A 23,730-nucleotide genomic window follows, 5' to 3' on the forward strand; every position below is an offset into this window, starting at 1 on the left:
TCTTTTTAGCCCCACTCTGTTAGCTACCGGCCCTGATGAAGGATATAACCATGCGTTATACAGGCGCCCAATTGATAGTTCGTTTGCTGGAACAGCAAGGCATTACCACTGTTGCGGGCATTCCAGGCGGAGCCGCGCTACCGCTGTATGATGCTCTGGGGCAAAGTCGTATTATTCGCCATGTGCTGGCGCGACATGAACAAGGTGCGGGTTTCATGGCTCAAGGCATGGCTCGAGCGACTGGACAAACTGCGGTTTGTTTGGCATCCAGTGGCCCGGGCGCAACTAATCTGGTCACAGCAATCGCTGATGCTAAGCTCGATTCCATTCCACTGGTGTGTATTACTGGGCAAGTTTCATCTTCAATGATTGGTACCGATGCATTTCAAGAGGTTGATACCTATGGAATGTCGATCCCTATTACCAAACATAATTATTTGGTTCGCGATATCAGTGAACTCACACGGGTGATCCCCGCCGCATTTCGCATCGCCCAGTCGGGCCGCCCTGGCCCGGTCTGGATTGATATTCCTAAAGATGTTCAGACAGCGGAAATCGAGCTTGATAGCCTGCCAGAACCGGGTGTTGCTGATGAACCAGGTCAAATTGATCCGGCGGCAATTGAACAAGTCGCTCAAATGATCAACCGCGCTGTACGGCCGGTACTCTATCTGGGGGGCGGAATAGTCAGTTCTGAAGCTCATCAGCAGGCAATACAGTTGGCCGAACATGCCGGTTTACCCACCACAATGACATTAATGGCATTGGGCACGATGCCAGTTGACCACCCATTATCTTTGGGCATGTTGGGTATGCACGCCGCGCGCTCAACCAATCTCATCATGCAACAAGCTGATTTATTGATTGTGTTAGGCGCACGATTTGATGATCGCGCTATCGGCAAAGCTGAACAGTTCTGCCCTGATGCCAGTATCATTCATATTGATATTGACCCAGCTGAACTGGGCAAAATTCGCCGCCCACATCTGGCAATGAATGCAGATATCAAGCAGGTATTGACCCACTTGCTGCCCTTAATTGACATGCAAACACGCGATGAATGGCGTTCTATGGTCAGTGATATACAGCGCGAATTTCCGTTCAATCAACCCAATAGCGGTAACCCATTGTGCCACTATGGGTTGATTCGTGCGGCCGCGGTTGCGCTTGATGACGAGACTATCATTACCACAGATGTTGGTCAGCATCAGATGTGGGTGGCGCAAGCATACCCTCTGCATCGCCCTCGACAGTGGTTAACCTCCGGTGGGCTGGGTACTATGGGGTTTGGGCTGCCCGCTGCAATTGGCGCCGCGCTGGCCAAGCCGCAAGCAAAAGTGGTGTGTTTTTCGGGTGATGGTAGCCTGATGATGAACATTCAAGAAATGGCAACAGCAGCAGAGCAACAGCTGAACGTTAAGATTATTTTGATGAACAACCAGTCATTAGGTTTAGTCCATCAACAGCAAGATTTGTTCTTCGGCAAACGAATTTTTGCCGCGGATTACCCTTATCGCACTAATTTTATTCATATTGCTGAAGGGTTTGGCTTCTCGACCTGTGATCTTAATACTGCCAGCGATCCTTATGCAGCTTTACATGAGGCTTTAAACCGCCCTGGCCCGGTACTGATTCACGCACTGATTGATGTGGATGAAAAAGTGTACCCAATGGTGCCTCCGGGCGCGGCAAATATTGATATGATTGGAGGTGAATAATATGACAGCTCAACCAATAACCCCGCAGCAAGTCATTTCTGCGCGCGTCACGTTACTGCTCACCGTGCGCAACCATCCTGGAGTCATGTCCCATATTTGTGGGTTATTTGCCCGCCGCGCATTTAACGTCGATGGAATATTATGTATGCCGCTGGCCGGTGGAGAAGAGAGCCGTATCTGGTTGCAGGTCTTAGATGATCAGCGCTTACAACAAATGATAAGCCAACTGGAAAAACTCGAAGATGTGCTTCAGGTTTGCCGCTTTGACTCTGAAATGCCGATTTTTGATCAGGTTGAAGACTTAGTCGCCAATCAACGATAACAGGTCACCCTCTTTCATCGACACTGTTGCGATTAAATGGCAGTGTCGGTAAAGAGCAATACGTGTCAATAGATTAATACTTATTATCCGATGAGTTGAATAATGTATGACGAAAATACAAGGGGCTGTTATCGAGACGATATCGTTAACAGCCCTTATTTCATGGAATATAACTCAATTACGCCAGCAGTAATTTTTGTAACTCAGCCAGTGAACTGACTTGATAACGCGGCGCAATATTTTCATCCGCCACAGCGCCATGAATATTAAGCCAGCAAGTATCAATACCTGCATTGATACCACCTTGAATATCCGAATGGAGGTTATCTCCCACCATCAAAATATCTTCTTTCGCCGGGTTATTCATTAAATTGAAAGCATGCTCAAATATCGCAACATCGGGCTTAGCCGCACCCACTTGCTCCGAAATAATCAGCGGAGAAAAGACATCTTTTAACCCGGTGCGTTCCAATCGGATGGTCTGCAATTCGGTGAAACCATTAGTAATGATGCCCATATTTACTTTGCCACTCAAAGCATCGACTAACTCGCGCGCGCCAGGTAACAATGCACAGATATCCGCCATGGCAATTAAAAAATCACTGTTCAGGCGGTTCGCTGTCACGCCGAGCTTCTCGGCCCACATTTCAAAACGGGTACTTTGTAATTCGGCCGCGGATATTTTTCCGTCTTGATAATCAACCCAGAGCGGTTTATTAACCAACTGATAATGGTCGAAATCTTGTGCAGAGAAATCTACATTAAAGCGGGAAAACATGAGCTTTAACCCTTGATAAGCATCAAAGTGAAATAGAGTTTCATCCGCATCGAACAGTATCCATTGGTATTTCATCACGATTATCTCTCTGACATTTGGCATTATTAGGCGCGCTATGGTAGCGAGTATTGAGGCCCAGCTCAAGTTACGCCACCCCCCTAACACATCCTTTTTCTTTCAAATAAGGAGTGCCGCTGATATATCACGGTTGATGGTAATAGTGACATCACCGGTGATTAACGGAGCATCAAACGCGGCTAATATTTTCCGGTTAATCTCAATCAAAGCGTCATCAAGTTTAACTTCCATATCCGCAGTGATATCCACTAATTTCTCACGATCCCAAGAATCACGTGAAATCAGTAATTTCAAGAATGTCGCAATGCTATCAGGTAAATGAGCGGTGATGGCTGCCAGAGATTGCGGATTAATATCTGCCGTAGTCGCTGCCGCGACACTGGCCGTGATAAACAAATCCTTCAATAATTTGGCTAATTCTTGGCTTTCTTTTTTCAGCAGGTTCACACGGTCGGTATCTGTCACCACTTCAACAGCCGCCGACGGTAAACTCAATGTCATTGGAGTTGCACGGCTATCCAAATCGGCATAAACCCATTTACTGTCCAGCGCAAAACGTTGGTATACCCGTTCAAGAAACTTCACTTCTTGAGGTGTAATTGTCCCTTCTACTTGCAGCAGGTGTGCGAGGAAACGCGCAATAACACGACGATTTTCCAACGAGAGTGGTTCCATATTATTCTTCAGAGCCAACAATGTGTTATTTTTTCGTATACCCGGTTGCAGGTAGGCTTTTAAGCGCATACGTTGGCCGGGGCTAAGAAAGCCCCATGCATCAATATGCCGGGTCAATATTATGGATTCAGGTTCGCCGATTCGGCCATCAAACATCACCGCAGCACAAGCCAATTCGACGGTAAGCATAGTGACACGATAGGCATCAAAGGTGGTCGACTCTGTAACCAGCGATTCAATAGGAAACAGTGCAACAGTGTCCTGCAATACCGGTGTGCGATTATCCGCTCTGACATCAGGTTCGATACCCACTTGCAAAGAAGCTAATGCGTAAGTTAATGCCATTACATGGCTGCGCGCCAGGCGCTCTGGTGGTTTGGTGCCACAGGCGGTACTGAGTTGAAGAAACAACTCACCCAAAGTGACCATTAGCAAACCATAACCCACTCGGGTTTTGATATTCTCTAATTCGGTTTTTAATGCCACAGACCATAACGCCACGGGCATTAATAACTGCCCTTCTAATGACATTTTTTTCTTCGGGTTGATGCTGGCAAAACGATTGTAAATATCAAGTTCCTGCTGACATATCTCAAAGATTGCTCGCAGTTTATCGCGATGAGATTTGCACACAGCAACATTGGGTAGATCAGTAATTTGCCGAAAGAATTCTTGCCCCATTAAGCCCGTAGATGCTGGACGATAGAATATTTGTAATTTTGTTTTATTAACGGGTAATAAAAATCCATCGCCATATTGTTCTTGGTAGCGCTGGCGGAACAATGTGGCAAAAATATCTGCACAATGTGCCATTGAGATATTTTGGTTAATCGCGGGGTCGGCTTCCCCCCACGCGAGCGCCCACTCAACCGGCAAGGGTTTCTGGTCAAGAGCTAATTGCCCCAATCCAACTAATAATGCCAGTGGCAGTTCAGTTGAAACTTCGCGGGTTGTCGGAGGGGCAGAAAGATAGAGTTTCTCATCTATATTTACCTTGGTGATATAAACTAATAAATTCTGCGCATAATGATTGAATGCGTTATTTTTCCCGTAAATATTTAGCAAGCGATTAAGTTCAGATTCAAGAATGGGCAGTTCTTTTTTTGCTATCGGATCTATAGCCGCATCAATGAGTATTCTATGTTCTAGTCCATAGAAAAATAAGAAAACATAGCTAATATCTGCGTTGGGTGATTTACGGCCCTCTGATAACCATTGTAAATACCCTTTTCGCGCCTCTGGTGAGCAGGTCGAATAATCAGGTGCACTATCAATCAGAGGTAATGAAATATCTATTTCTTCTGGCGCAACATCCATTGATGGATTAATAAAGGCGGGTTCTGCACCAGTACGGTTACTTTTGTATTTATTACCAATGTAAACCATACCATCAGGTAAATTTATTCCTGCAACCACGGCCAGTTCACCAGGACGCAACCAGGATGCACGGGCTAGAGAACCCCGTGAGATGTCGGGTTGTTTTACTTTAGGTTCAGCGGAGGGCTTCTTGTTCAGCTCATCGGGTGCAGTAGTTTGTTCTGGTTCCAACTGTGACGGGGCCATTTGATAATTGCCCAGATCCGGTATCACCGCAATCTCTTGCCTATTAGGTTTACCCGGTCGGCCCGCATGCATCTTAGTCTTACGGATATTTTGCCAGACAAGATACAGGCATAAGATAGCCGCACTCAGTGCAATCCACGCCTCTCTCGGGATACCGGTGATCAGCCCCAAAACGACTATCAGTAGGATAACCCAGCCAGTACCGGTAGATTTTTTTTTCGTCACGATGATTTATATGCCCCTATCCTAAAATAATAATTTTTATTCTGCCTTTAATGGCAATTTTTAATAAAAAATTCTTTTTAACCAAAAAATGCAGCAAAAAACCATAGAGATAACCGATAAATTTAACTTAAGTCGAATTTATCGGTTAAATAATAAATCAATATTTTATGTTAATAACAGCTTGCCTGGCACAACAGCATGATAAAATTTTCAATAAATCAATTATGCCAGTTCATTATGCAATCAGCTAGTAAAGACTCTGCAACCGCAGGATAAACTCCCATGATTTCAGTTTGTCTCGTGTCTGGTTAGAATAAATTAAATAATAAGGTTAGGTGGCGGGTAATTTGTGTTCAGATAATGGAATTGAATGTTTCTGGTTTGTTTTTTAATCAAACCATCCACGTTTTCTCTATTGATAAACGCCATACTACAAATAGCGGTTAAAAATACGATGAGCATATGACAGAAAAGAAAAATCCCAGCCATTACTGCACTGGGATCTGCTACCAATAGGCCGGTATTTATTTAAGGGCCATCGCATCGCGCATGGTAAAGAACAAATCTGTTTGGTCGGTTAGACCAACAACATTTGCCGCATGTGGGCCGTAAGCGGCGATGCGTAATTGTGTGCCAGTATGGCCTTGAGAATCATCTTCAGAGTTACCATAGCTGATAGCCATTACCGCGCCGTCTTTGGTGGTTAATGCCTGTGTCAAACCCGGAGCTTTAGCATCAGCTTCAATGATTTGGCTGGAATGGGCATGATCTGCGGTCACGATGACCAATGTATTGCCATCAGCGCGGGCAAATTCCAACGCTTTTTGAACCGCTTCGTCCAGATCGACAGTTTCACCAAACTGGCCACAAGGGTTAGCCGCGTGATCTTGTTTATCAATTGATGCCCCTTCAACTTGCAAGAAGAAGCCATTTTTATTGGTTTTCAGCAAATCGATGGCCTTTTCCGTCATCACGGCTAAGGTCGGTGTCCCTGTAGTTCGTTCGGCATTGTTTTCACAAACCACTGGCGGTTTATCTATATTACCGTGATAAGAGGCTTTTGGCCCCTGCCAGCGAACCGGCATATTGCCTGGGCTGAAGAGTCCCAACAGCGGTTTTTGTTGGTCGGCCTGTTTGATTGCATTCAGGTCATCAAGATTTTCGACAATCACATAGCCGCGAGCCAGAGCTTGGTCACGCAAAGATTTGTCTTTCCATTCACCCGCTTTAGCGAGTTGGCTGAATGATTTAGAACCGCCGCCCAATGTAACATCGGCGCGCCCTTCAATCATTTGCTCAGTAATGGAGCCACGGCCGCCATTCTCTAGCGCATTGGTGCTGCATTTTTCGCTAGTTTCTTCCGGGCCATAACATTTACGGCCGGTGACATGAGCAAATTGTGCCGCAGGAGTTGCATCTTGCAGTTCAGCCGTTGAAACATTGCCGGTGGCTTTACCTGCTTTTTTAGCCAGTTCCAATAGAGTGGCATGATCTTTCCCAAACACATCAACACCCAGTGCGCCATTATAGGTTTTCACACCTGACGACCATGCGGTAGCTGAAGCTGCTGAGTCAGTCACATAATCAGGTTTCTGCGTTTTTTTATCTAATGAATAGTGCGTGTACTGCCCGGTCAGCGGCAATGCATCAATTCCTTTAAAGAAACCGCCCGCGCCCATGGCATAGTTACGCGCCGAAGTAATCTCTGAGTCTCCCATCCCATCGCCAATCAGTAAAATGACATTTTTTACTGTTTTGCTAGACAACGAATCACGAAGAGCCTGAGTTTGATCTTCTGTCAAACGGCGAGCGCCACCAAACTGGGTGATATCACCGTGGGCGCTGCGGTCATATAAACCGGTGGTGACCGCGACAGCATTGGGTGCGAACAGAGAGCTGCTCAGCATCAGGGTCGATAGCGCTATGCCGGACAAAGTGGGTACGCGGTTCTGCATCAGTAGAGTTCCTTGTTGTAAAACAGTCATACAATTTGTATTGATTGGTTACAACGGATACTAGAACAGGCGAATGACGCTTTTATGACAATCAACGCTTTTATGGCAATCCACGTATTTATAACAACCAATGCTTTTATAAAAACCACGATTGATTATTATCCCTTATCTTTCAGAGCCATCCCCCTGTTCTGTCGCCACCATTCCACAAAATGGCGCTAAATCAGGCCACCGTTAGCGCGCAGCACTTGCCCATTAATCCAACCACCGTCTTTACCCACCAAAAATGCTACTGCCGCAGCAATATCTTCTGGTGTACCCAGCCTTTCCAATGGTGCCATTTTTGCCATTTTTTCAATAAGTTCTGCCGATTTCCCATTAAGAAAAAGGTCAGTTGCGGTAGGCCCCGGAGCCACGGCATTGACGGTAATATTGCGGCCCCGCAACTCTTTCGCCAGGATTGCCGTCATTGTTTCAACCGCAGCTTTGGTCGCAGCATAAACAGCATACTTTTCCAACTTTAAACCCACCACACTGGTTGAAAAATTAACAATTCGCCCACCGTATCTAAGGCGTTTTGCGGCTTCCCGCATCCCGTTAAAGCTCCCTTTCAGATTAATTGCAATCTGGCGGTCAAAGTGTTCATCATCACTATCGGCAATCGTACTGAGTGACATAATTCCGGCATTATTGACCAAAATATCAACGCCACCAAAAGCGGCTTCTGCTTTAGCAAACAATTGAACTACAGCGGCAGAATCACTGATATCCCCTTTAGCACTCAATGCATTTCCGCCCGCTTGTTGGATTTTACGCACTAAAGCTTCGGCTTCCTCATCAGCTCGAGAATAATTGATGAGAACGGTGTAACCCTCCTGAGCTAAACGCTCGGCTATTGCTGCACCAATACCTCGTGATGCTCCTGTGACAATGGCGACCTGCTGAGTAGTTTTCATCATAATATTCTCCTGAATATGTATTTCATTATTTGTACTCGTTTATGGGCAGTTAGTTCTCAAGCCATGTTCTCAAGAACTGCACCCACGGAAACCGGTACACAGAGCATGCCACTTTTACTTATTCGGATAATTACCTATTATTCGTTAACACTATCCGAAAAAGACGAACAATAGTATGGACAGAATTGATGCAATGCGCGTGTTTATCAGAGTAGTGGAACAGCGCAGTTTTACCCAAACCGCACAAGACTTAAATTTACCTCGATCTAGTGTGACGGATGCAGTTAAGCAGCTTGAAAAACGCTTAAATGTCCGCTTATTGCAACGCACTACCCGGCATGTCAGTCCGACACTGGATGGGGAAGCTTACTACCAGCGCTGCCTGCAAATTATTGCTGATATAGAAGATGCTGAAATGGCGTTTGCTAATGCTAAGCCACGGGGCTTACTGAGAATCGATGTACAAGGCACCTTGGCTCGCCATTTTGTATTACCACAACTACCTGATTTTATAGCACAATATCCCGATATCGAATTATTTATCAGCGAAGGAGATAGGCTAGTTGATTTGATTCGTGAAGGCTTTGACGGCGTATTGCGTGTCGGTAATTTGCAAGACAGTGATATGGTGGCCCGCCGCGTGGCACTGCTACCACAGGTAACTTGTGCTGCACCGCGCTATTTGCAACAACATGGAACACCACTCACACCTAATGAGTTAGCCGGGCATCAAATGGTAGGGTTTCGTTCCAGTGCGACTGGCGGATTAATGCCATTAGAATTTTGTATCAGCACGCAATCTCAGCCCTCCGCCAGGAAAAAGCTTTCATATCAACGGCCACAGCCCTATTTATCAGCTAAAGTTCAAGATATGAAAGTTCAAAATGTGAAATTACCGGCGGTTCTATCCGTTAGTGGCGCAGAAAGTTTTGTGGCTGCCGCACGGCTGGCATTAGGGATCATTCAGGTACCACGTTATCACATCGAATCAGACTTACGTGCCGGAACACTGATTGATATTCTCCCAGAATATGCCCCGCCCCCCATGCCGGTTTCTTTTCTGTATCCACGTAATCGACAATTGTCACCACGGGTGCGTATTTTCAGTGACTGGCTGAACCAAGTATTCCTGAAAGCATTTTCCTGACAATAATATCTCCTTGAAAGGCGATGCTGCTGACACCATAAGCAGCCGAGCTAGCCAGCTCGGCTGCAACGCTAATTTATTAGTCTTTTTCAACGGATTGATAGATATCGATATCAAAATAGCCGTCACTTCTGCCGTCATTGAGGTAAACCTCATAACAAGCGCCCTCGGCTGGGTGATAGCCACTTTGTGGTAAATGTTGGTGATACAATTCTCCCCAAGCTTTAGCATAACCATCATCATCATCCGTTACTCGGGTGTGATACACCGCATATAGACCTGAGGGGATCACCTGTAACTCCAACTGGCCGCGAAGTTCTACTGGTAAGACATAGTCATCAGCGACAGATAAGGATACATCAGCCCGTAACTCAGCCGGTGGATTGGTTTCTGGGTTATCCCAGTAAAGTGCTAACCAATCTTTTCCTGGAATTTGGTGCTGGGTATAAAGTGATGATAGTTGGTCAAATCCTTTCGGGATGGTCTCGTGATAAGGCCCAACAACTCGGATACCCACAATCTTTTTCGATTCTTTTTCGACTATCTTGAATGTCATATCGCTACCTCGACTCAATGGTTTTAATAAAAACTAAGTGACTAAAGATACGAACCCACGCCATAACTGTACATTCATACAGTATAGCGGGATTTAATGACATTTGATTAGTTTTTAACCTTGATTTGCGAACTGTTTCGCAAAAAATCATCTGCTTGTTCAAGTTGAAGATGACTGAATATCTTGATCCCGTGACGACGCAGTAAAGCTGTTGTCACTCCCTGTCCTGCGCGTTGAGTACCATTAAAATTGCCATCATAGATACGGCTACTACCACAAGATGGGCTACCTTCAGTCAGAATGGCCAATGTGCACTGATGTTTTTGAGCCAATTCCAAGGATTGATAAACCCCTTGCAGAAATTCCCGGCTGACATCATTACCCCATTGCTCAATCACCCGCGCCTGCCCCTGTAATACCGCCTCGCCATTACCTTGCTGAATTTCTGCTGGTGGGCGTGGCACCGGCATTCCTGCGGCTAATTCTGGACAAATTAGCACCAGTCGTCCTTCATCCTGCCAGCGCTGAATAATTTCATCATGAACAGACAGAGCGCTGCCGTTATAACGGACAGGTTTCCCCATCAAGCAGGCACTGATCAGGATACGCGCAGGTTTGGATTCCACGAGATTTTCAACCTTACTATTGTGTGATAAATGAATTAGTGATGAATTAAAAATAACTATAGCCATCGATAATAACCAATTAATAGTGGCCAGTCATAAACTCAGAAAATAATTAACGCAAAACAGATATTTCTTGGGTTAATAAATAGAGCGCGGCCTATTTTGAATGGTTATAGGCGGATAAGACTTGCGGTAACAATCTCGCCAGGCGCTTTGCCCACTGTTCCTGCCCATCGGGTTGAGTAATAAGATCCTGACGAATCTCTATTCCTACATAAGGTAAATGGCGCTGTTCCGCATGAAATGGCAAAGTGAAATCGGTTGCATCTGTCATGGCATAAGGTTGGTTAACTCCGACATTTAAGGAGCCATCTTGCTGTAAAAATGCCACTAACTGCAAAGAAAACTCAGGATTACGGTTAAATAAAGTTCCAACTTGCCACGGGCGTGAAATGTTTTTAAACGACGGGGTAAAGCTATGCATGGAAATAATGACACTGCTCTGGCCGCAATCATGGCGCTGATTAAGTGTCTGTGTAATTAAGTCATGATAAGGCTGGAATACCTCATTTCGACGGGCTTGTGCCTCTTCTACCGTGACACCAATATTGCGTGGTATCCGCGTGTTTTCCGAAATTTCAGGAATAGAGCTGGCGATACCCGGCGTGCGGTTACAATCAATCACTAAGCGCGAGTAACGCTGATGAATCAATGTTGCATCCAAATATTGGCTAAGTAATTGCGCGGTAGCCAATGAGCCAATATCCCAACCAATATGGCGGTCAATTTCCCCGGCGGGTAACCCCAAATCCCCAAGTTGGGCGGGAATACGCTGCCCGGCATGGTCTGCCAGCAAGATAAAAGGTGAACGGCTCTCTGGGCGTTCAATGGCCGCAGCCGGAGGTTCGCCATCACGTAATAAAGGAATCAAAGTGACATTGGACATGAATTGAATACCTGATAAGAATGGATTTCGTAAATAACAGACTTTTATCCTAGCGGCTTATCCTTACTTCGCACACCCCGACCTTATACTTAAACTTTATGGTTTATGCGATTAGCCCCGCAATAACAGCAGGTTTTTACTTTTCGTTCCTGATAGTCATCTATTGATGTTATTTTTCATGTAATAATCTTCAGTAAATATTTATTTGTACTTAACCCGTGGTAGCAAAGTCGTGGAGAACTATGGAAACGTTTTTAATTGATCGGATGGCAACCCCACAGGGTGAACTGTTGTTAATTGCAGACGAAGAAAACCGGCTACGCGCCATTGATTGGACGGATCATTATGAGCGCCTGATGAAACTGCTACGCAATCATTACGGCACCAATACCTTTACCCTAGTGGAAAAACGGAATCCCGGTGGGTTAAGTGACAGCATGCAGCGCTATTTTGCTGGTGAGCTGAGTATTATAGATAATTTACCCGTAAAAACAGCCGGGACTGACTTTCAGCGCCAGGTTTGGGAACAACTGCGTAAAATCCCTTGTGGTGAAACCATTACTTATGGCGAATTAGCAAAACGCATTAACCGCCCCACAGCTTCGCGGGCTGTAGGGATGGCTAATGGCTTGAATCCCATTTCAATTGTTGTCCCTTGCCATAGAGTCATTGGGCAGCAAGGTGCATTGACTGGCTATGCCGGTGGTGTCGAGCGAAAACGCTGGCTATTAATGCATGAGGGCTATCTTTTAGTACGCTAACTATTCTTGCTCTTATCAGACGCAAGAAAAGATGTTAAAATTGACGCATATCAATATTATTGGGAATACCCTATGATCCCGGAAAAACGCGTAATCCGACGTATTCAGTCTGGTGGTTGTGCAATCCATTGTCAGGATTGCAGTATCAGCCAGCTCTGTATTCCATTTACTTTGAATGAAAACGAGCTGGATCAGCTCGACAATATCATTGAAAGAAAAAAACCTATTCAGAAAGGACAGGCGCTGTTTAAAGCAGGTGATGAGCTTAAATCACTGTATGCCATCCGTTCCGGGACCATCAAAAGTTACACCATTACCGAAGAAGGTGATGAGCAAATTACCGGTTTCCATTTGGCGGGCGATTTAGTCGGTTTTGATGCCATCAGTAACCTACAGCATCCAAGCTTTGCGCAAGCTCTCGAAACATCAATGGTTTGCGAAATCCCATTTGATACACTGGATGACTTATCCGGCAAAATGCCAAATTTGCGCCAACAGATGATGCGTCTAATGAGTGGTGAGATCAAAGGTGATCAAGACATGATTTTACTGCTTTCTAAAAAGAATGCAGAAGAGCGTCTGGCGGCCTTTATTTATAATCTCTCTCGCCGTTTTGCTCAGCGCGGTTTCTCACCACGTGAATTCCGTCTCACCATGACTCGTGGTGACATCGGCAACTATTTGGGTCTGACGGTAGAAACTATCAGCCGTTTGTTGGGTCGTTTCCAGAAAAGCGATATTCTGAGTGTGAAAGGTAAATATATAACTATCGAGAATACCGAAGCACTGGCTAAGCTGGCGGGTAACCCAAGACCTAGTCTGTAATTTCCATACCCACCAGGTTTCAATATGCAGAGTGAGTCTCAAGGAGGAGGCTCATAAATCCGGCGAGCATACTCCCGTCAGTGATTCGGAGGATTAAGGGCAACCAATACACCTACAACTCTAAAGCTGATTGATATATTATTGCTCTGGTTCGTTCTCTCACCTGTCCTCTTTCACTTTCATGGTTTACTCTTTAACTAACATACTGTTAATTCACGGTTGTAAGGAGACTCTATGGCAAAGTATCAGAATATTCTGGTTGCTATTGACCCCAATCAGGATGATCAACCTGCATTAAGACGTGCAGTCTATCTTGTGCGGCGCAACGGCGGCACAATCAAAGCATTTTTAGCTATTTATGACTTGTCTTATGACATGACCACCCTGCTGTCACCCGATGAGCGCACCGCTATGCGCAAAGGGGTTATCAGCCAACGCTCAGCTTGGATAAACGAGCAGTGCCGATTTTATCTTGATGAAGGGATACCGATTGAAATCAAAGTGGTATGGCACAATCGGCCCTACGAAGCCATTATTCAGGAAGTCCTGAAATTTAAACACGATTTATTGCTAAAAATGGCACATCAGCATGACCGCCTGGAGTCTATTATCTTCACCCCGACTGACTGGCATTTATTGCGCAAATGTCCCTGCCCGGTGTGGATGGTAAAAGACCAACCTTGGCCGGAGGGTGGCACGGCACTGGTGGCCGTCAACCTCTCAAGTGAAGACCCGCTGCATGACCCACTCAATTTACGTTTAGTGAAAGAAACCCGAGAACTTGCTGAAAATCTCAACCAAACTCAAGTGCACTTGATTAGCGCCTATCCGGTCACTCCCATTAATATCGCCATCGAGTTACCTGATTTTGATCCGAGTGTTTATAACGATGCTATTCGCGGTCAGCATTTGGTCGCAATGAAAGCACTGCGCCAGCAGTTTGGTATTGATGAAAAATTCACTCATGTAGAAAAAGGTTTACCCGAAGAGGTGATTCCTGACCTCGCTGAACATTTACGCGCTGGGGTGGTGGTTTTAGGTACTTTGGGGCGTACAGGGCTATCTGCCGCCTTTATCGGGAATACCACAGAACATGTGATCGATCATCTTAAATGTGATTTATTAGCGATTAAACCGGAAGGTTTTACTTGCCCGGTGGAAAGCAATGAAGATCAAAATGATGTCGAATAACTCCCTTTCTCACGCGCTATTCTGATTAAATCCAAAGAAAAGGGCCACCGAGGTGGCCCTTAATCAAAGACTACTGCGCCATTACAACGCGCGTAAAATGGCTTCTACGCTGTCTTTGGCATCGCCAAATAACATTTGAGTATTGTCTTTGAAGAACAATGGGTTTTGTACGCCCGCATAGCCGGTGTTCATTGACCGTTTAAAGGCAATAACATTTTGCGCTTTCCACACTTCCAACACTGGCATACCTGCAATGGGGCTGCGAGGATCTTCAAGTGCGGCAGGGTTTACCGTGTCGTTAGCACCAATAACCAGCACGACGTCAGTGCTTGGGAAATCATCATTGATTTCATCCATTTCCAACACCACATCGTAAGGTACTTTGGCTTCAGCCAATAACACATTCATATGGCCTGGTAAGCGCCCTGCTACTGGGTGAATACCAAAACGTACTTTGATCCCCCGAGCTTGCAGTTTTGCTGTAATGTCAGCCACCGGATATTGTGCCTGTGCCACCGCCATACCATATCCAGGAGTGATGATGACAGAGCTAGCATTTTTCAGCAGCTCAGCCACTTCTTCCGCGTTAGTTTCACGGTATTCACCCATTTCTTCAGCATCACCGGTAGAAGATCCATCGGTACCAAAGCCACCGGCAATCACGCTAATGAACGAACGATTCATCGCTTTACACATGATGTACGACAGGATGGCACCGGAAGAACCCACTAACGCACCGGTTACAATCAGCAAGTCATTGCTGAGCATGAAGCCTGCGGCCGCTGCGGCCCAACCGGAGTAGGAGTTCAGCATCGAAACCACAACCGGCATATCAGCACCACCGATGGATGCCACCAGATGCCAACCGAAGCCCAAAGCAATCACGGTCATCAATAGCAGTGCGACCACTTGTAGGGCCACGCTATCTGTCTTGACGAACATAATCATCAGCAGGAATGAAACAACCAGCGCCACCAGATTTAACTTATGGCGTTGTGGCAGCATCAGCGGTTTGGATGAGATAATCCCGCGTAACTTACCAAAGGCAACAATTGAACCGGTAAATGTTACCGCCCCGATAAAGATCCCCAAGAACACTTCGGTCAGATGGATATTCACCATCACCGCATCCATGACCACGGTGCCATGATCCAGATAGCTATTAAAGCCAACCAGAACCGCCGCCAGACCCACGAAACTGTGCAGAATAGCCACCAGTTCCGGCATTTCGGTCATTTCGACTTTCTTCGCCAGATAAATACCAATTGCCCCACCAATCACCATGGCAATGATAATCCAGGCAACATTCCCTGAATCTGGCCCCAGAATGGTCGCGATAAGTGCGATGGCCATACCGGTCACACCGAAAGTGTTACCTTGTTTGGATGTTTCGTGGCGCGACAGCCCAGCCAAACTGAAAATAAATAAAATCGCAGCAACTATGTACGCAGCTGTAACGAGACCACTAGACATCAGTTACCCCTTCATTCTTATAAGTCATGGTGTTATACCTGTCATACTTCAAGCTGCATGTGCGTTGGCTACTCTCTTTCACCCAAATCATTGACGGGCGTCAACTCATCGGGATTCATTCGCTTGCCGTCTTCCTGCAACTCGAATTATTTAGTGTATATATCAACTCAGTTTTCACAGGAAAAACTAGTTTTTACGGAACATTTTCAGCATGCGCTGGGTGACAGTAAAGCCACCAAAAATATTGATGCTGGCAATCAATACGGCAATAAAGGATAAGAAACTCACCCAGCCGCCATGACCAATCTGCAACAATGCGCCCACCACAATAATGCCGGAGATGGCGTTAGTGACTGACATCAGTGGAGTATGTAGCGCATGGCTGACGTTCCACACCACGTAATATCCAACCACACACGCCAGAGCAAAGACCGTAAAGTGAGATAAAAACTCTTTCGGTGCCACATTTGCCAACCAACCAAACAGCACGATAGCCAGTGCCATGATGATGTACTTAGGCCAAGGCGATGAAGGTTTAGTCTCTTCTTTGACAATCGGAGCTGCTTTAGCGACCTGAGGCTGAGCTGAAACTTGAATAGGCGGAGCCGGCCAGGTCACTTCACCGGTTTTGACCACGGTAACACCGCGGATGACGGTATCTTCGAAATCAATATCGATCTCGCCATTTTTCTCTTTGCAGAGTAATTTCAGCAAGTTAACCAGGTTGGTACCATAAAGCTGGGATGACTGTGTCGGTAAACGGCTTGGCAAGTCGGTATAACCGATGATTTTCACGCCATTCTCGGTCACTGTCACTTTATCAGCCACAGTCAATTCACAGTTACCGCCGGTCTGCGCGGCCAAGTCGACTATCACGCTGCCGGACTTCATCGACGCAACCATTTCTTTGGTTATCAAGAGCGGTGCGGGTTTACCTGGAATCAATGCGGTGGTAACAATGATATCCACTTCGGCCGCTTGTGCAGCAAATAGCGCCATTTCGGCTTTGATAAACGCTTCAGACATGACCTTCGCGTAACCATCGCCACTGCCCGCCTCTTCTTCAAAATCAAGTTCGAGGAATTCAGCGCCCATACTTTGGACTTGTTCTTTGACTTCCGGACGGGTGTCAAAAGCACGGACAATCGCCCCTAAGCTCCCTGCCGCGCCAATGGCTGCTAACCCTGCAACACCGGCCCCGATAATCATTACTTTTGCTGGTGGGACTTTACCCGCCGCGGTAATTTGCCCGGTGAAGAAACGGCCAAATTCATGAGCAGCTTCGACGATTGCGCGATAGCCCGCAATGTTAGCCATTGAGCTGAGGGCATCCATGGATTGCGCGCGCGAGATACGCGGCACAGAATCCATCGCCAATACAGTGACCTGACGCTCTGCTAATTTTTGCAGTAATTCCGGGTTCTGGGCTGGCCAGATAAAGCTGACCAAGGTGCTCCCCGCACGCATCAGGGCAATTTCGTCCTCAAATGGGGCATTCACTTTGAGGATAAGGTCGGATTGCCACACATCGGTGGTATCCGTAATGGTGGCACCCGCTTCCTGGTACGCCGCATCGTCAAAACTGGCTAAATGACCAGCTCCGCTTTCAATCGCCACGGTGAAACCTAATTTCAGCAATTGTTCTACCGTTTTCGGCGTTGCTGCAACACGGGCTTCATTGGCCAACCGCTCTCTTGGTACACCAATACGCATAATGTTCCCTTTACCTATCTTTAATGATGAAGATTGCCATACCCTTCTTAATTGAAGTTATGGGTGTTAGCGGCGCTCATTAACTCACATCACTGACTTATGTCAGCGCATCGGGAGCTACCTACCTGTAACGCCAATTAATTCGGATATGCTCAGTTCTTTTGGTTACTGACAAACCTGCTTAGTTACGGCTCCCTATAACCTACTGAAAATGTGACTTATGATCCATATCTGTATGCAGTTCTGCAGCAGTTTTTGCACTAAAACTGGCAGGCGGAAAGAACTCTGTATAATTCACTATAAAAATAATATTTACTAGCGGCTTGTCCTGCAAGTTTGAGCCAAAATAATAAGCATTAGTATAATAAGGCAGCCCAGTGATGGCGCGGCATCAGGTTGGAAAAATGTAAATAATCCGTGTTTATGACGTTAAAGCCATTATTCGTAAAGCTTATCTCTATTCTTCATGTAAAGTGCTAGCAGGCCTAACTCCGGAATTCATATATTTAGTCATATAAATTGCGGAGACACCCGCCATTATTACATGTAATAATCATCTGCTATTCTGTTACACATCAATTGTTCCGCATGTATCAACGTTAATGCGCAAGGCGAAAGGATTTTTTATGAAGCTGAAATACACGATCATCGCGTCGGCATTGCTATCACTCTCGGCGCTTTCTGCTGCACATGCGGCAAAAGAACTCACACCAGAGCAAGCAGCAGCCATTAAACCATTTGATCGTATTACTATTACCGGCAGATTTAATGCAATTAATGAGGCCGCCGATGCTGTATCCCGTCGTGCTGATAAATTGGGCGCTGATTCGTTCTATATTCAAGATCTCAACAGCAATGGCAATGGTGGCAACTGGCGTGTAACGGCCGATGTTTATCATAAAGATGCTGAGGAAGTGAGCAAAGAGACTCAGTATCGTATTTTTAATGGCATCAAAGAATTACCAAAAACAGAAGCCTACAGTTTACAACCTTACGATACTGTCTCTGTCAGTGGTTTCTTCCGCAGCCAGCCAGATATTAACGATGCTATTTCCAAAGCAGCAAAAGAGAAAGGTGCTTACTCTTTCTTCATCGTGCGCCAGGTTGATGCTAACCAAGGTGGCAACCAGTTCGTCACGGCGTATGTTTATAAAGAGGATGCTGCCAAACGTACCGTGCAAAGCCCTGATGTGATCCCCGCCGATTCAGATGCTGGCCGCGCAGCACTGGCTGCTGGTGGTGCTGCGGCTGCGAATGTAGAAATTCCAGGCGTTGCTTCTTCAGGTACACCAAGTGCTGATGTGGGCCGTTTCTTTGAAACGCAATCATCCACAGGTAAGCGTTACACTGTCACGCTTAATGACGGCACTCAAATTCAAGAATTAAACAACACCACTGCCGCGCAGATGGTACCGTTTGACTCAATTACCTTCAGCGGTCACTACAACAGCATGACCGACGTTTCCCATGAAGTCGCTAAGCGCGCAGCGGCTAAAGGGGCGAAGTATTATCATGTTACTCGCCAGTGGCAGAACCAAAGTGGTGGTAACCTGAGTGTTAGCGCTGACTTGTTTAAATAAGTTTGCTGCAATCGTAATCATAAGGGTAGCCATTGGCTGCCCTTTTTTTATCTGTCAGCGGGGGCGATTTGCCTGATGAATTCCGACTGAATAATTTTTTGCCCAAATCGCATAACCAATCATTGCATGATCGCCTCCCACTCCGTAAAATTGCCCGAAAATTATAGGGCTATTATCTGTCAAACATTGATAAGTTAGCCTCATATAATGCTACTTACAAGCCATTAACCATTCATTAATACTCTAAAAACCAGGATTTATAATTGGAAAGAAAACTCGGCCTGACGGCGCTCACCGCGCTGGTTCTCAGTTCAATGCTGGGTGCAGGTGTCTTCAGCTTGCCACAAAATATGGCTGAAGTTGCCAGCCCAGCGGCCTTACTCATTGGCTGGGGTATTACCGGGGTGGGGATCGTTTTTTTGGCTTTTGCCATGCTATTGTTAACGCGCCTGCGCCCTGATCTGGATGGTGGAATATTCACCTATGCCAAAGAAGGCTTTGGTGATCTTATTGGCTTTTTCTCCGCGTGGGGTTACTGGTTGTGCGCCGTCATTGCCAATGTCTCTTATTTGGTGATTGTTTTTGCCGCATTGAGCTTTTTTACCGATAAGTCTGGCAGCATTATCTTTGGTGAGGGGAATACCTGGCAGGCGCTCTTGGGTGCATCTTTCCTGTTGTGGATGGTTCATGCATTGGTATTGCGTGGCGTTCAAACCGCAGCCAGTATCAACCTGGCCGCGACACTGGCAAAACTGTTGCCCATCGGCGGGTTTATTGTTTTAGCCGGCATGGCTTTCAGCCTCGATACCTTTAGCGTTGATTTTACTGGTATTGCCCTACACACCCCGGTTTGGCAGCAAGTGAAAGACACGATGCTCATCACATTATGGGTCTTTATTGGGGTGGAAGGCGCTGTTGTTGTTTCTGCCAGAGCGCGCAATAAAAAAGATGTTGGCCGGGCGACAATGCTGGCGGTTATCTCAGCTTTATGTGTTTATCTGCTAATAACCTTATTGTCCCTTGGGGTAGTGCCGCGCGCTGAATTAGCGGGTATGCGGAACCCATCAATGGCGGGCATTATGGTAGAGATGATTGGCCCTTGGGGGGAAGTGATTATTGCCACCGGACTGATTATTTCGGTGTGCGGCGCTTATCTTAGCTGGACCATTATGGCCGCAGAAGTCCCTATGGTGGCGGCCAAACATGGTGCATTCCCTAAAATATTCCGACATCAGAATAAACACAATGCACCCGCGAAATCACTATGGCTGACTAACTGTGCCGTGCAAGTGGCGCTGATTCTTATCTGGCTGACGGGCAGTAACTACAACACCTTGCTGACCATTGCATCAGAGATGATTTTAGTGCCCTATTTCTTGGTGGGTGCATTCTTATTTAAAGTGGCCCTGAAACGTCAGGACTGGCGATTGATTATTGCCGCCAGTGGCGCCTGTTTGTATGGTTTGTGGCTGATTTATGCGGCTGGCTTGCTGTATCTGCTGTTATCCGCCCTATTGTATGCCCCCGGTTTACTGGTATTTATTTATGCACGTAAAGGGCATGAAGGTCTTCGGCTACTTAATACAGTGGAACGCGCGGCGATTGGCCTGGTGCTGATTGCGACCATTCCAGCAACCTGGGTGGTAATGCATTAAGTTGGAAACACTCAACAATGGGCACGCCAGTGACACTGGCTGTCCATTTGAGTATTGGTTGCAGATAAACTCATCCTCATCATCTACCAAGAGGATTTATTCTCCCGATATGTCCACCGATAAGCATTCGCCCATCTGACTTAGCTGCATCGATAGCGGGAATTTTTGTTTTATTTCATTGAGTTGCGCGGTTTCCAGAGAGTAAGGTAATTGGATCTCCAATACAGTTATCCCCTGCTGTTCAGCGAGACGAATTAATCGAATAATATTGGTTTCATCGCTAAGTTGGGTCGATAATACCTGTAGCGCTAAAGCAGTCAGCCGCTCCTGAGGCGTTTTTTCCGATGCAGTTTGCGACTTTACCACCATACCAAAAATCGGCATGACACCATAAATAGCATCAATAAAACTCCATCGTTTTTTGCAAGAAACCGCTAAAAATTCCGTGTAATCGAAGCAGACTTTTTCATTGTGCGCTGGCACACCAGTGTGTTCGCCACTCATCCCTCAGTCCTTAGCTGATTGATACAGCTATTCATTAACCATAAGTATTGATATATAAACGATAGACCCAACTATAATACCCTAAATAATTCGAGTTGCAGGAAGGCGGCAAGAGAGAGAATCCCGATGAGCTTACTGTGTTGTAAGTGATTCGGGTAATTGAACGTAGCCAACACACATGCAGCTTGAAGTATGACGGGTATAAATAGAGATGACGATACAATCACTCCAGTTAATATAATGAAATGTTTTGCCCGTTGTCTACCGATCAGTCATTGGCATTGATAATTCATTGGCATTAATAATCAAGTAACGTGCATAGTATTGCTACCAACAGCGCGCTATGCTGAATTCCGGCACTTTTATAAACTGAAAAACATGACCAATATTGTTTTTGTAGAAGACGACCCGGAGGTCGGAAAACTGATTGCAGCTTACCTTGGCAAACATGATATTGATGTGTTTGTTGAACCACGAGGCGATACTGCACAAGCCGTTATTGAACAGCAACAACCTGACTTGGTGTTGCTCGATATCATGCTGCCAGGGAAAGATGGGATGACGCTGTGCCGTGACCTGCGACCAAGCTATGAAGGCCCTATCGTACTGTTGACCTCACTTGACAGTGATATGAACCATATCCTTTCCCTGGAGATGGGTGCGAATGATTATATCCTGAAAACAACGCCCCCGGCAGTATTGTTGGCGCGGTTACGTTTGCATTTACGCCAGCATAATCAACAACAAACCAAAGAAACCATCAGCCCGCCACTCACTGGGTATAATGCAATTCACTTCGGTCTGCTCTGCATTGATCCTGTTAATCGACAAGTTAATCTTAGTGATGAAGAAATTACTTTATCGACTTCAGATTTTGACTTGCTGTGGGAACTGGCAACCCATGCCGGGATTATCATGGACCGGGAAGCATTATTGAAGAATTTACGTGGTGTCAGCTATGACGGGATGGACCGCAGTATCGATGTTGCGATATCGCGCTTGCGCCGCAAACTTTACGACAATGCCCTCGAACCTTTTAGAATCAAAACCGTCCGCAATAAAGGTTACCTGTTCGCCCCGAATGCCTGGGAGTCTGTGCAGCAATGAGGAAGCTATTTATTCAGTTTTTCTTATTACTGTTCGTCTGCTTTATGGTGATGGCGATGTTGGTTGGGCTGGTTTATAAAGTGACAGCGGAACGTGCTGGTCGCCAGTCATTAGATGACTTGATGAAAAGCTCGCTTTCATTGATGCGCAGTGAGCTGCGGGAAATTCCACTGAAAGATTGGAATAAAACCATTGCCACTTTAGATTTAAATCTCTCATTTCAATTACATATCGAACCTCTCGATAAACGGAATCTCGGTGAGCGCTTGAATAAACGCCTACGAGCCGGTGAAATCATTGCTTTGGATGATGAATATACTTTCCTGCAACGAATCCCCCGCAGCCGCTATGTCCTTGCTGTTGGCCCAGTCCCTTATTTATTTTATTTGCATCAAATGCGGCTGCTTGATTTGGCCTTACTTATCCTGATTGGCCTCTCTTTGGCTCTACCGGTATTTCTTTGGATGCGCCCCCATTGGAAAGATTTGCTTAAATTGGAGAATGCCGCCCAGCGGCTAGGGTCGGGCCACCTGGACGAGCGCACGCATTTTGACCCCACTTCAAGTTTAAGCCGCTTAGGTGTCGCATTTAACCAAATGGCTGACAACATCAGCACCTTGATTGTCAGCAAGAAACTGCTTATTGATGGAATTGCTCACGAGCTGCGCACCCCACTGGTTCGTTTGCGCTATCGGTTAGCCATGAGTGATAACCTGACTGAAAGTGAGCAACTGGCTTTGAGTCGCGATATTGGCCAGTTGGAAGCATTGATTGACGAGCTGCTGACCTATGCTCGGCTGGATCGCCCGCAAGTCTCACTCAATCTGGAACCTATCGACTTACCGGCTTGGCTCGCGGCAAAAGTTATGGAGATGCGCTTGATTCATAGTGAGCGCGAAATAGAACTCGATATTCCTCATCGTGGCGATTTCGGCGCAGTTGACTTACGTCTGATGGAGCGAGTATTGGATAATTTGGTCAATAATGCCCTGCGCTATTCGACCCAACGGCTGCGAATTGGGCTGTGGTTTGATGGCGATAATGCTTGCTTACAAGTTGAAGATGACGGGCCGGGGATTCCATTAGAAGAACGCGCCCGAGTATTTGAGCCTTTTGTCCGGCTGGACCCTAGCCGGGATCGCGCAACCGGGGGCTGTGGATTGGGCCTGGCAATCGTTCACTCCATTGCATTGGCTTATCAGGGGAGTATTTCCGTTGATGCCAGTTCGTTAGGAGGCGCGAGTTTCCGATTTTGTTGGCCGGTAAAAGGTCTTTACTCACTCACTATCGACCAAGATGACTCTAAATAATGGTTTTGCCTACCCAATAATTTTGCCCAAATACTAGCCTTAATAAAACAAATCGGCCTATAG

20 protein-coding genes are annotated in these 23,730 nt (G+C 46.2%); 10 read left to right on the forward strand and 10 right to left on the reverse strand.

Annotated elements, in window-relative coordinates; genetic code table 11:
- Positions 1-50: 50 nt before the first annotated feature.
- Both ilvB and ilvN read left to right on the forward strand, forming a co-directional pair.
- Entirely contained in the window at positions 51-1,718 is a 1,668-nt protein-coding gene (ilvB, locus tag DXZ79_RS10600) for an acetolactate synthase large subunit (protein ID WP_038632822.1), read from the forward strand.
- Between the two features lies 1 nt (position 1,719).
- Positions 1,720-2,040: an acetolactate synthase small subunit gene (ilvN, locus tag DXZ79_RS10605; RefSeq protein WP_050291700.1), complete on the forward strand. Its 321-nt coding sequence runs from the start codon at positions 1,720-1,722 to the stop codon at positions 2,038-2,040.
- Positions 2,041-2,218: 178 nt separating this feature from the next.
- On the opposite strand, the gene yjjG is transcribed toward ilvN, so the two are convergent.
- The 4 genes from yjjG to DXZ79_RS10625 form a co-directional block, all read right to left on the reverse strand.
- Entirely contained in the window at positions 2,219-2,893 is a 675-nt protein-coding gene (gene yjjG / locus DXZ79_RS10610; protein WP_038632817.1) for a pyrimidine 5'-nucleotidase, read from the reverse strand.
- Positions 2,894-2,995: 102 nt separating this feature from the next.
- A complete protein-coding gene (locus DXZ79_RS10615) occupies positions 2,996-5,359 on the reverse strand; it encodes a tellurite resistance TerB family protein (protein WP_050291699.1) in 2,364 nt (787 codons plus the stop codon).
- Between the two features lie 524 nt (positions 5,360-5,883).
- Positions 5,884-7,314 carry an alkaline phosphatase gene (gene phoA, locus DXZ79_RS10620; RefSeq protein WP_038632811.1) on the reverse strand — a complete coding sequence of 477 codons (1,431 nt, stop codon included), beginning with the start codon at positions 7,312-7,314 and terminating at the stop codon, positions 5,884-5,886.
- Between the two features lie 218 nt (positions 7,315-7,532).
- On the reverse strand, positions 7,533-8,273 hold the full coding sequence (locus DXZ79_RS10625) for an SDR family oxidoreductase (RefSeq protein WP_038632809.1): 741 nt from the start codon (positions 8,271-8,273) through the stop codon (positions 7,533-7,535).
- Between the two features lie 175 nt (positions 8,274-8,448).
- Between DXZ79_RS10625 and DXZ79_RS10630 the strand changes: the two genes are divergently transcribed.
- Positions 8,449-9,420: a LysR family transcriptional regulator gene (locus DXZ79_RS10630; protein ID WP_038632806.1), complete on the forward strand. Its 972-nt coding sequence runs from the start codon at positions 8,449-8,451 to the stop codon at positions 9,418-9,420.
- 79 nt (positions 9,421-9,499) lie between these two features.
- Here DXZ79_RS10630 and sbmC read toward each other — a convergent pair whose 3' ends face one another.
- From sbmC to DXZ79_RS10645, 3 genes are all read right to left on the reverse strand, one after another.
- Positions 9,500-9,976 carry a DNA gyrase inhibitor SbmC gene (sbmC, locus tag DXZ79_RS10635; protein WP_038632804.1) on the reverse strand — a complete coding sequence of 159 codons (477 nt, stop codon included), beginning with the start codon at positions 9,974-9,976 and terminating at the stop codon, positions 9,500-9,502.
- 107 nt (positions 9,977-10,083) lie between these two features.
- Positions 10,084-10,602, reverse strand: a complete 519-nt coding sequence (locus DXZ79_RS10640; protein ID WP_120011628.1) for a 2-thiouracil desulfurase family protein — start codon at positions 10,600-10,602, stop codon at positions 10,084-10,086.
- A gap of 157 nt (positions 10,603-10,759) precedes the next feature.
- Positions 10,760-11,548, reverse strand: a complete 789-nt coding sequence (locus tag DXZ79_RS10645) for an N-formylglutamate amidohydrolase (protein ID WP_038632802.1) — start codon at positions 11,546-11,548, stop codon at positions 10,760-10,762.
- Between the two features lie 242 nt (positions 11,549-11,790).
- Here DXZ79_RS10645 and ogt point away from each other — a divergent pair, with 242 nt between their 5' ends.
- The 3 genes from ogt to uspE all read left to right on the forward strand — a co-directional run bounded on the left by ogt (position 11,791) and on the right by uspE (position 14,325).
- A complete protein-coding gene (gene ogt, locus DXZ79_RS10650; RefSeq protein ID WP_038632801.1) occupies positions 11,791-12,309 on the forward strand; it encodes a methylated-DNA--[protein]-cysteine S-methyltransferase in 519 nt (172 codons plus the stop codon).
- A gap of 72 nt (positions 12,310-12,381) precedes the next feature.
- The gene (locus DXZ79_RS10655) at positions 12,382-13,134 is read left to right on the forward strand and encodes a fumarate/nitrate reduction transcriptional regulator Fnr (protein WP_004390269.1); all 753 of its coding nucleotides are present in this window, start codon (positions 12,382-12,384) and stop codon (positions 13,132-13,134) included.
- 234 nt (positions 13,135-13,368) lie between these two features.
- Positions 13,369-14,325 carry a universal stress protein UspE gene (gene uspE, locus DXZ79_RS10660; RefSeq protein ID WP_038632798.1) on the forward strand — a complete coding sequence of 319 codons (957 nt, stop codon included), beginning with the start codon at positions 13,369-13,371 and terminating at the stop codon, positions 14,323-14,325.
- A gap of 81 nt (positions 14,326-14,406) precedes the next feature.
- Here the strand turns inward: uspE and pntB are convergent, their stop codons facing one another.
- Entirely contained in the window at positions 14,407-15,798 is a 1,392-nt protein-coding gene (gene pntB, locus DXZ79_RS10665) for a Re/Si-specific NAD(P)(+) transhydrogenase subunit beta (RefSeq protein WP_038632795.1), read from the reverse strand.
- Positions 15,799-15,984: 186 nt separating this feature from the next.
- On the reverse strand, positions 15,985-17,511 hold the full coding sequence (gene pntA, locus DXZ79_RS10670) for a Re/Si-specific NAD(P)(+) transhydrogenase subunit alpha (protein ID WP_038632793.1): 1,527 nt from the start codon (positions 17,509-17,511) through the stop codon (positions 15,985-15,987).
- Positions 17,512-18,137: 626 nt separating this feature from the next.
- On the opposite strand from pntA, the gene ydgH reads away from it, so the two are divergent.
- Both ydgH and DXZ79_RS10685 read left to right on the forward strand, forming a co-directional pair.
- Positions 18,138-19,091, forward strand: a complete 954-nt coding sequence (ydgH, locus tag DXZ79_RS10680; protein ID WP_038632789.1) for a DUF1471 family protein YdgH — start codon at positions 18,138-18,140, stop codon at positions 19,089-19,091.
- A 263-nt stretch (positions 19,092-19,354) separates the two neighbouring features.
- On the forward strand, positions 19,355-20,746 hold the full coding sequence (locus DXZ79_RS10685) for an amino acid permease (RefSeq protein ID WP_038632787.1): 1,392 nt from the start codon (positions 19,355-19,357) through the stop codon (positions 20,744-20,746).
- 96 nt (positions 20,747-20,842) lie between these two features.
- Here DXZ79_RS10685 and DXZ79_RS10690 read toward each other — a convergent pair whose 3' ends face one another.
- Entirely contained in the window at positions 20,843-21,250 is a 408-nt protein-coding gene (locus tag DXZ79_RS10690) for a hypothetical protein (protein WP_038632785.1), read from the reverse strand.
- A gap of 378 nt (positions 21,251-21,628) precedes the next feature.
- Between DXZ79_RS10690 and rstA the strand changes: the two genes are divergently transcribed.
- Together rstA and rstB are read left to right on the forward strand one after the other, a co-directional pair.
- Positions 21,629-22,357 carry a two-component system response regulator RstA gene (gene rstA, locus DXZ79_RS10695; RefSeq protein ID WP_038632783.1) on the forward strand — a complete coding sequence of 243 codons (729 nt, stop codon included), beginning with the start codon at positions 21,629-21,631 and terminating at the stop codon, positions 22,355-22,357.
- Entirely contained in the window at positions 22,354-23,667 is a 1,314-nt protein-coding gene (gene rstB, locus DXZ79_RS10700) for a two-component system sensor histidine kinase RstB (RefSeq protein ID WP_120011270.1), read from the forward strand. Before rstA ends, rstB begins: the two co-directional genes overlap by 4 nt.
- The last annotated feature ends 63 nt before the right edge of the window (positions 23,668-23,730 follow it).

The organism is Yersinia rochesterensis (assembly GCF_003600645.1).
Classification (GTDB): Bacteria; Pseudomonadota; Gammaproteobacteria; order Enterobacterales; family Enterobacteriaceae; genus Yersinia; species Yersinia rochesterensis.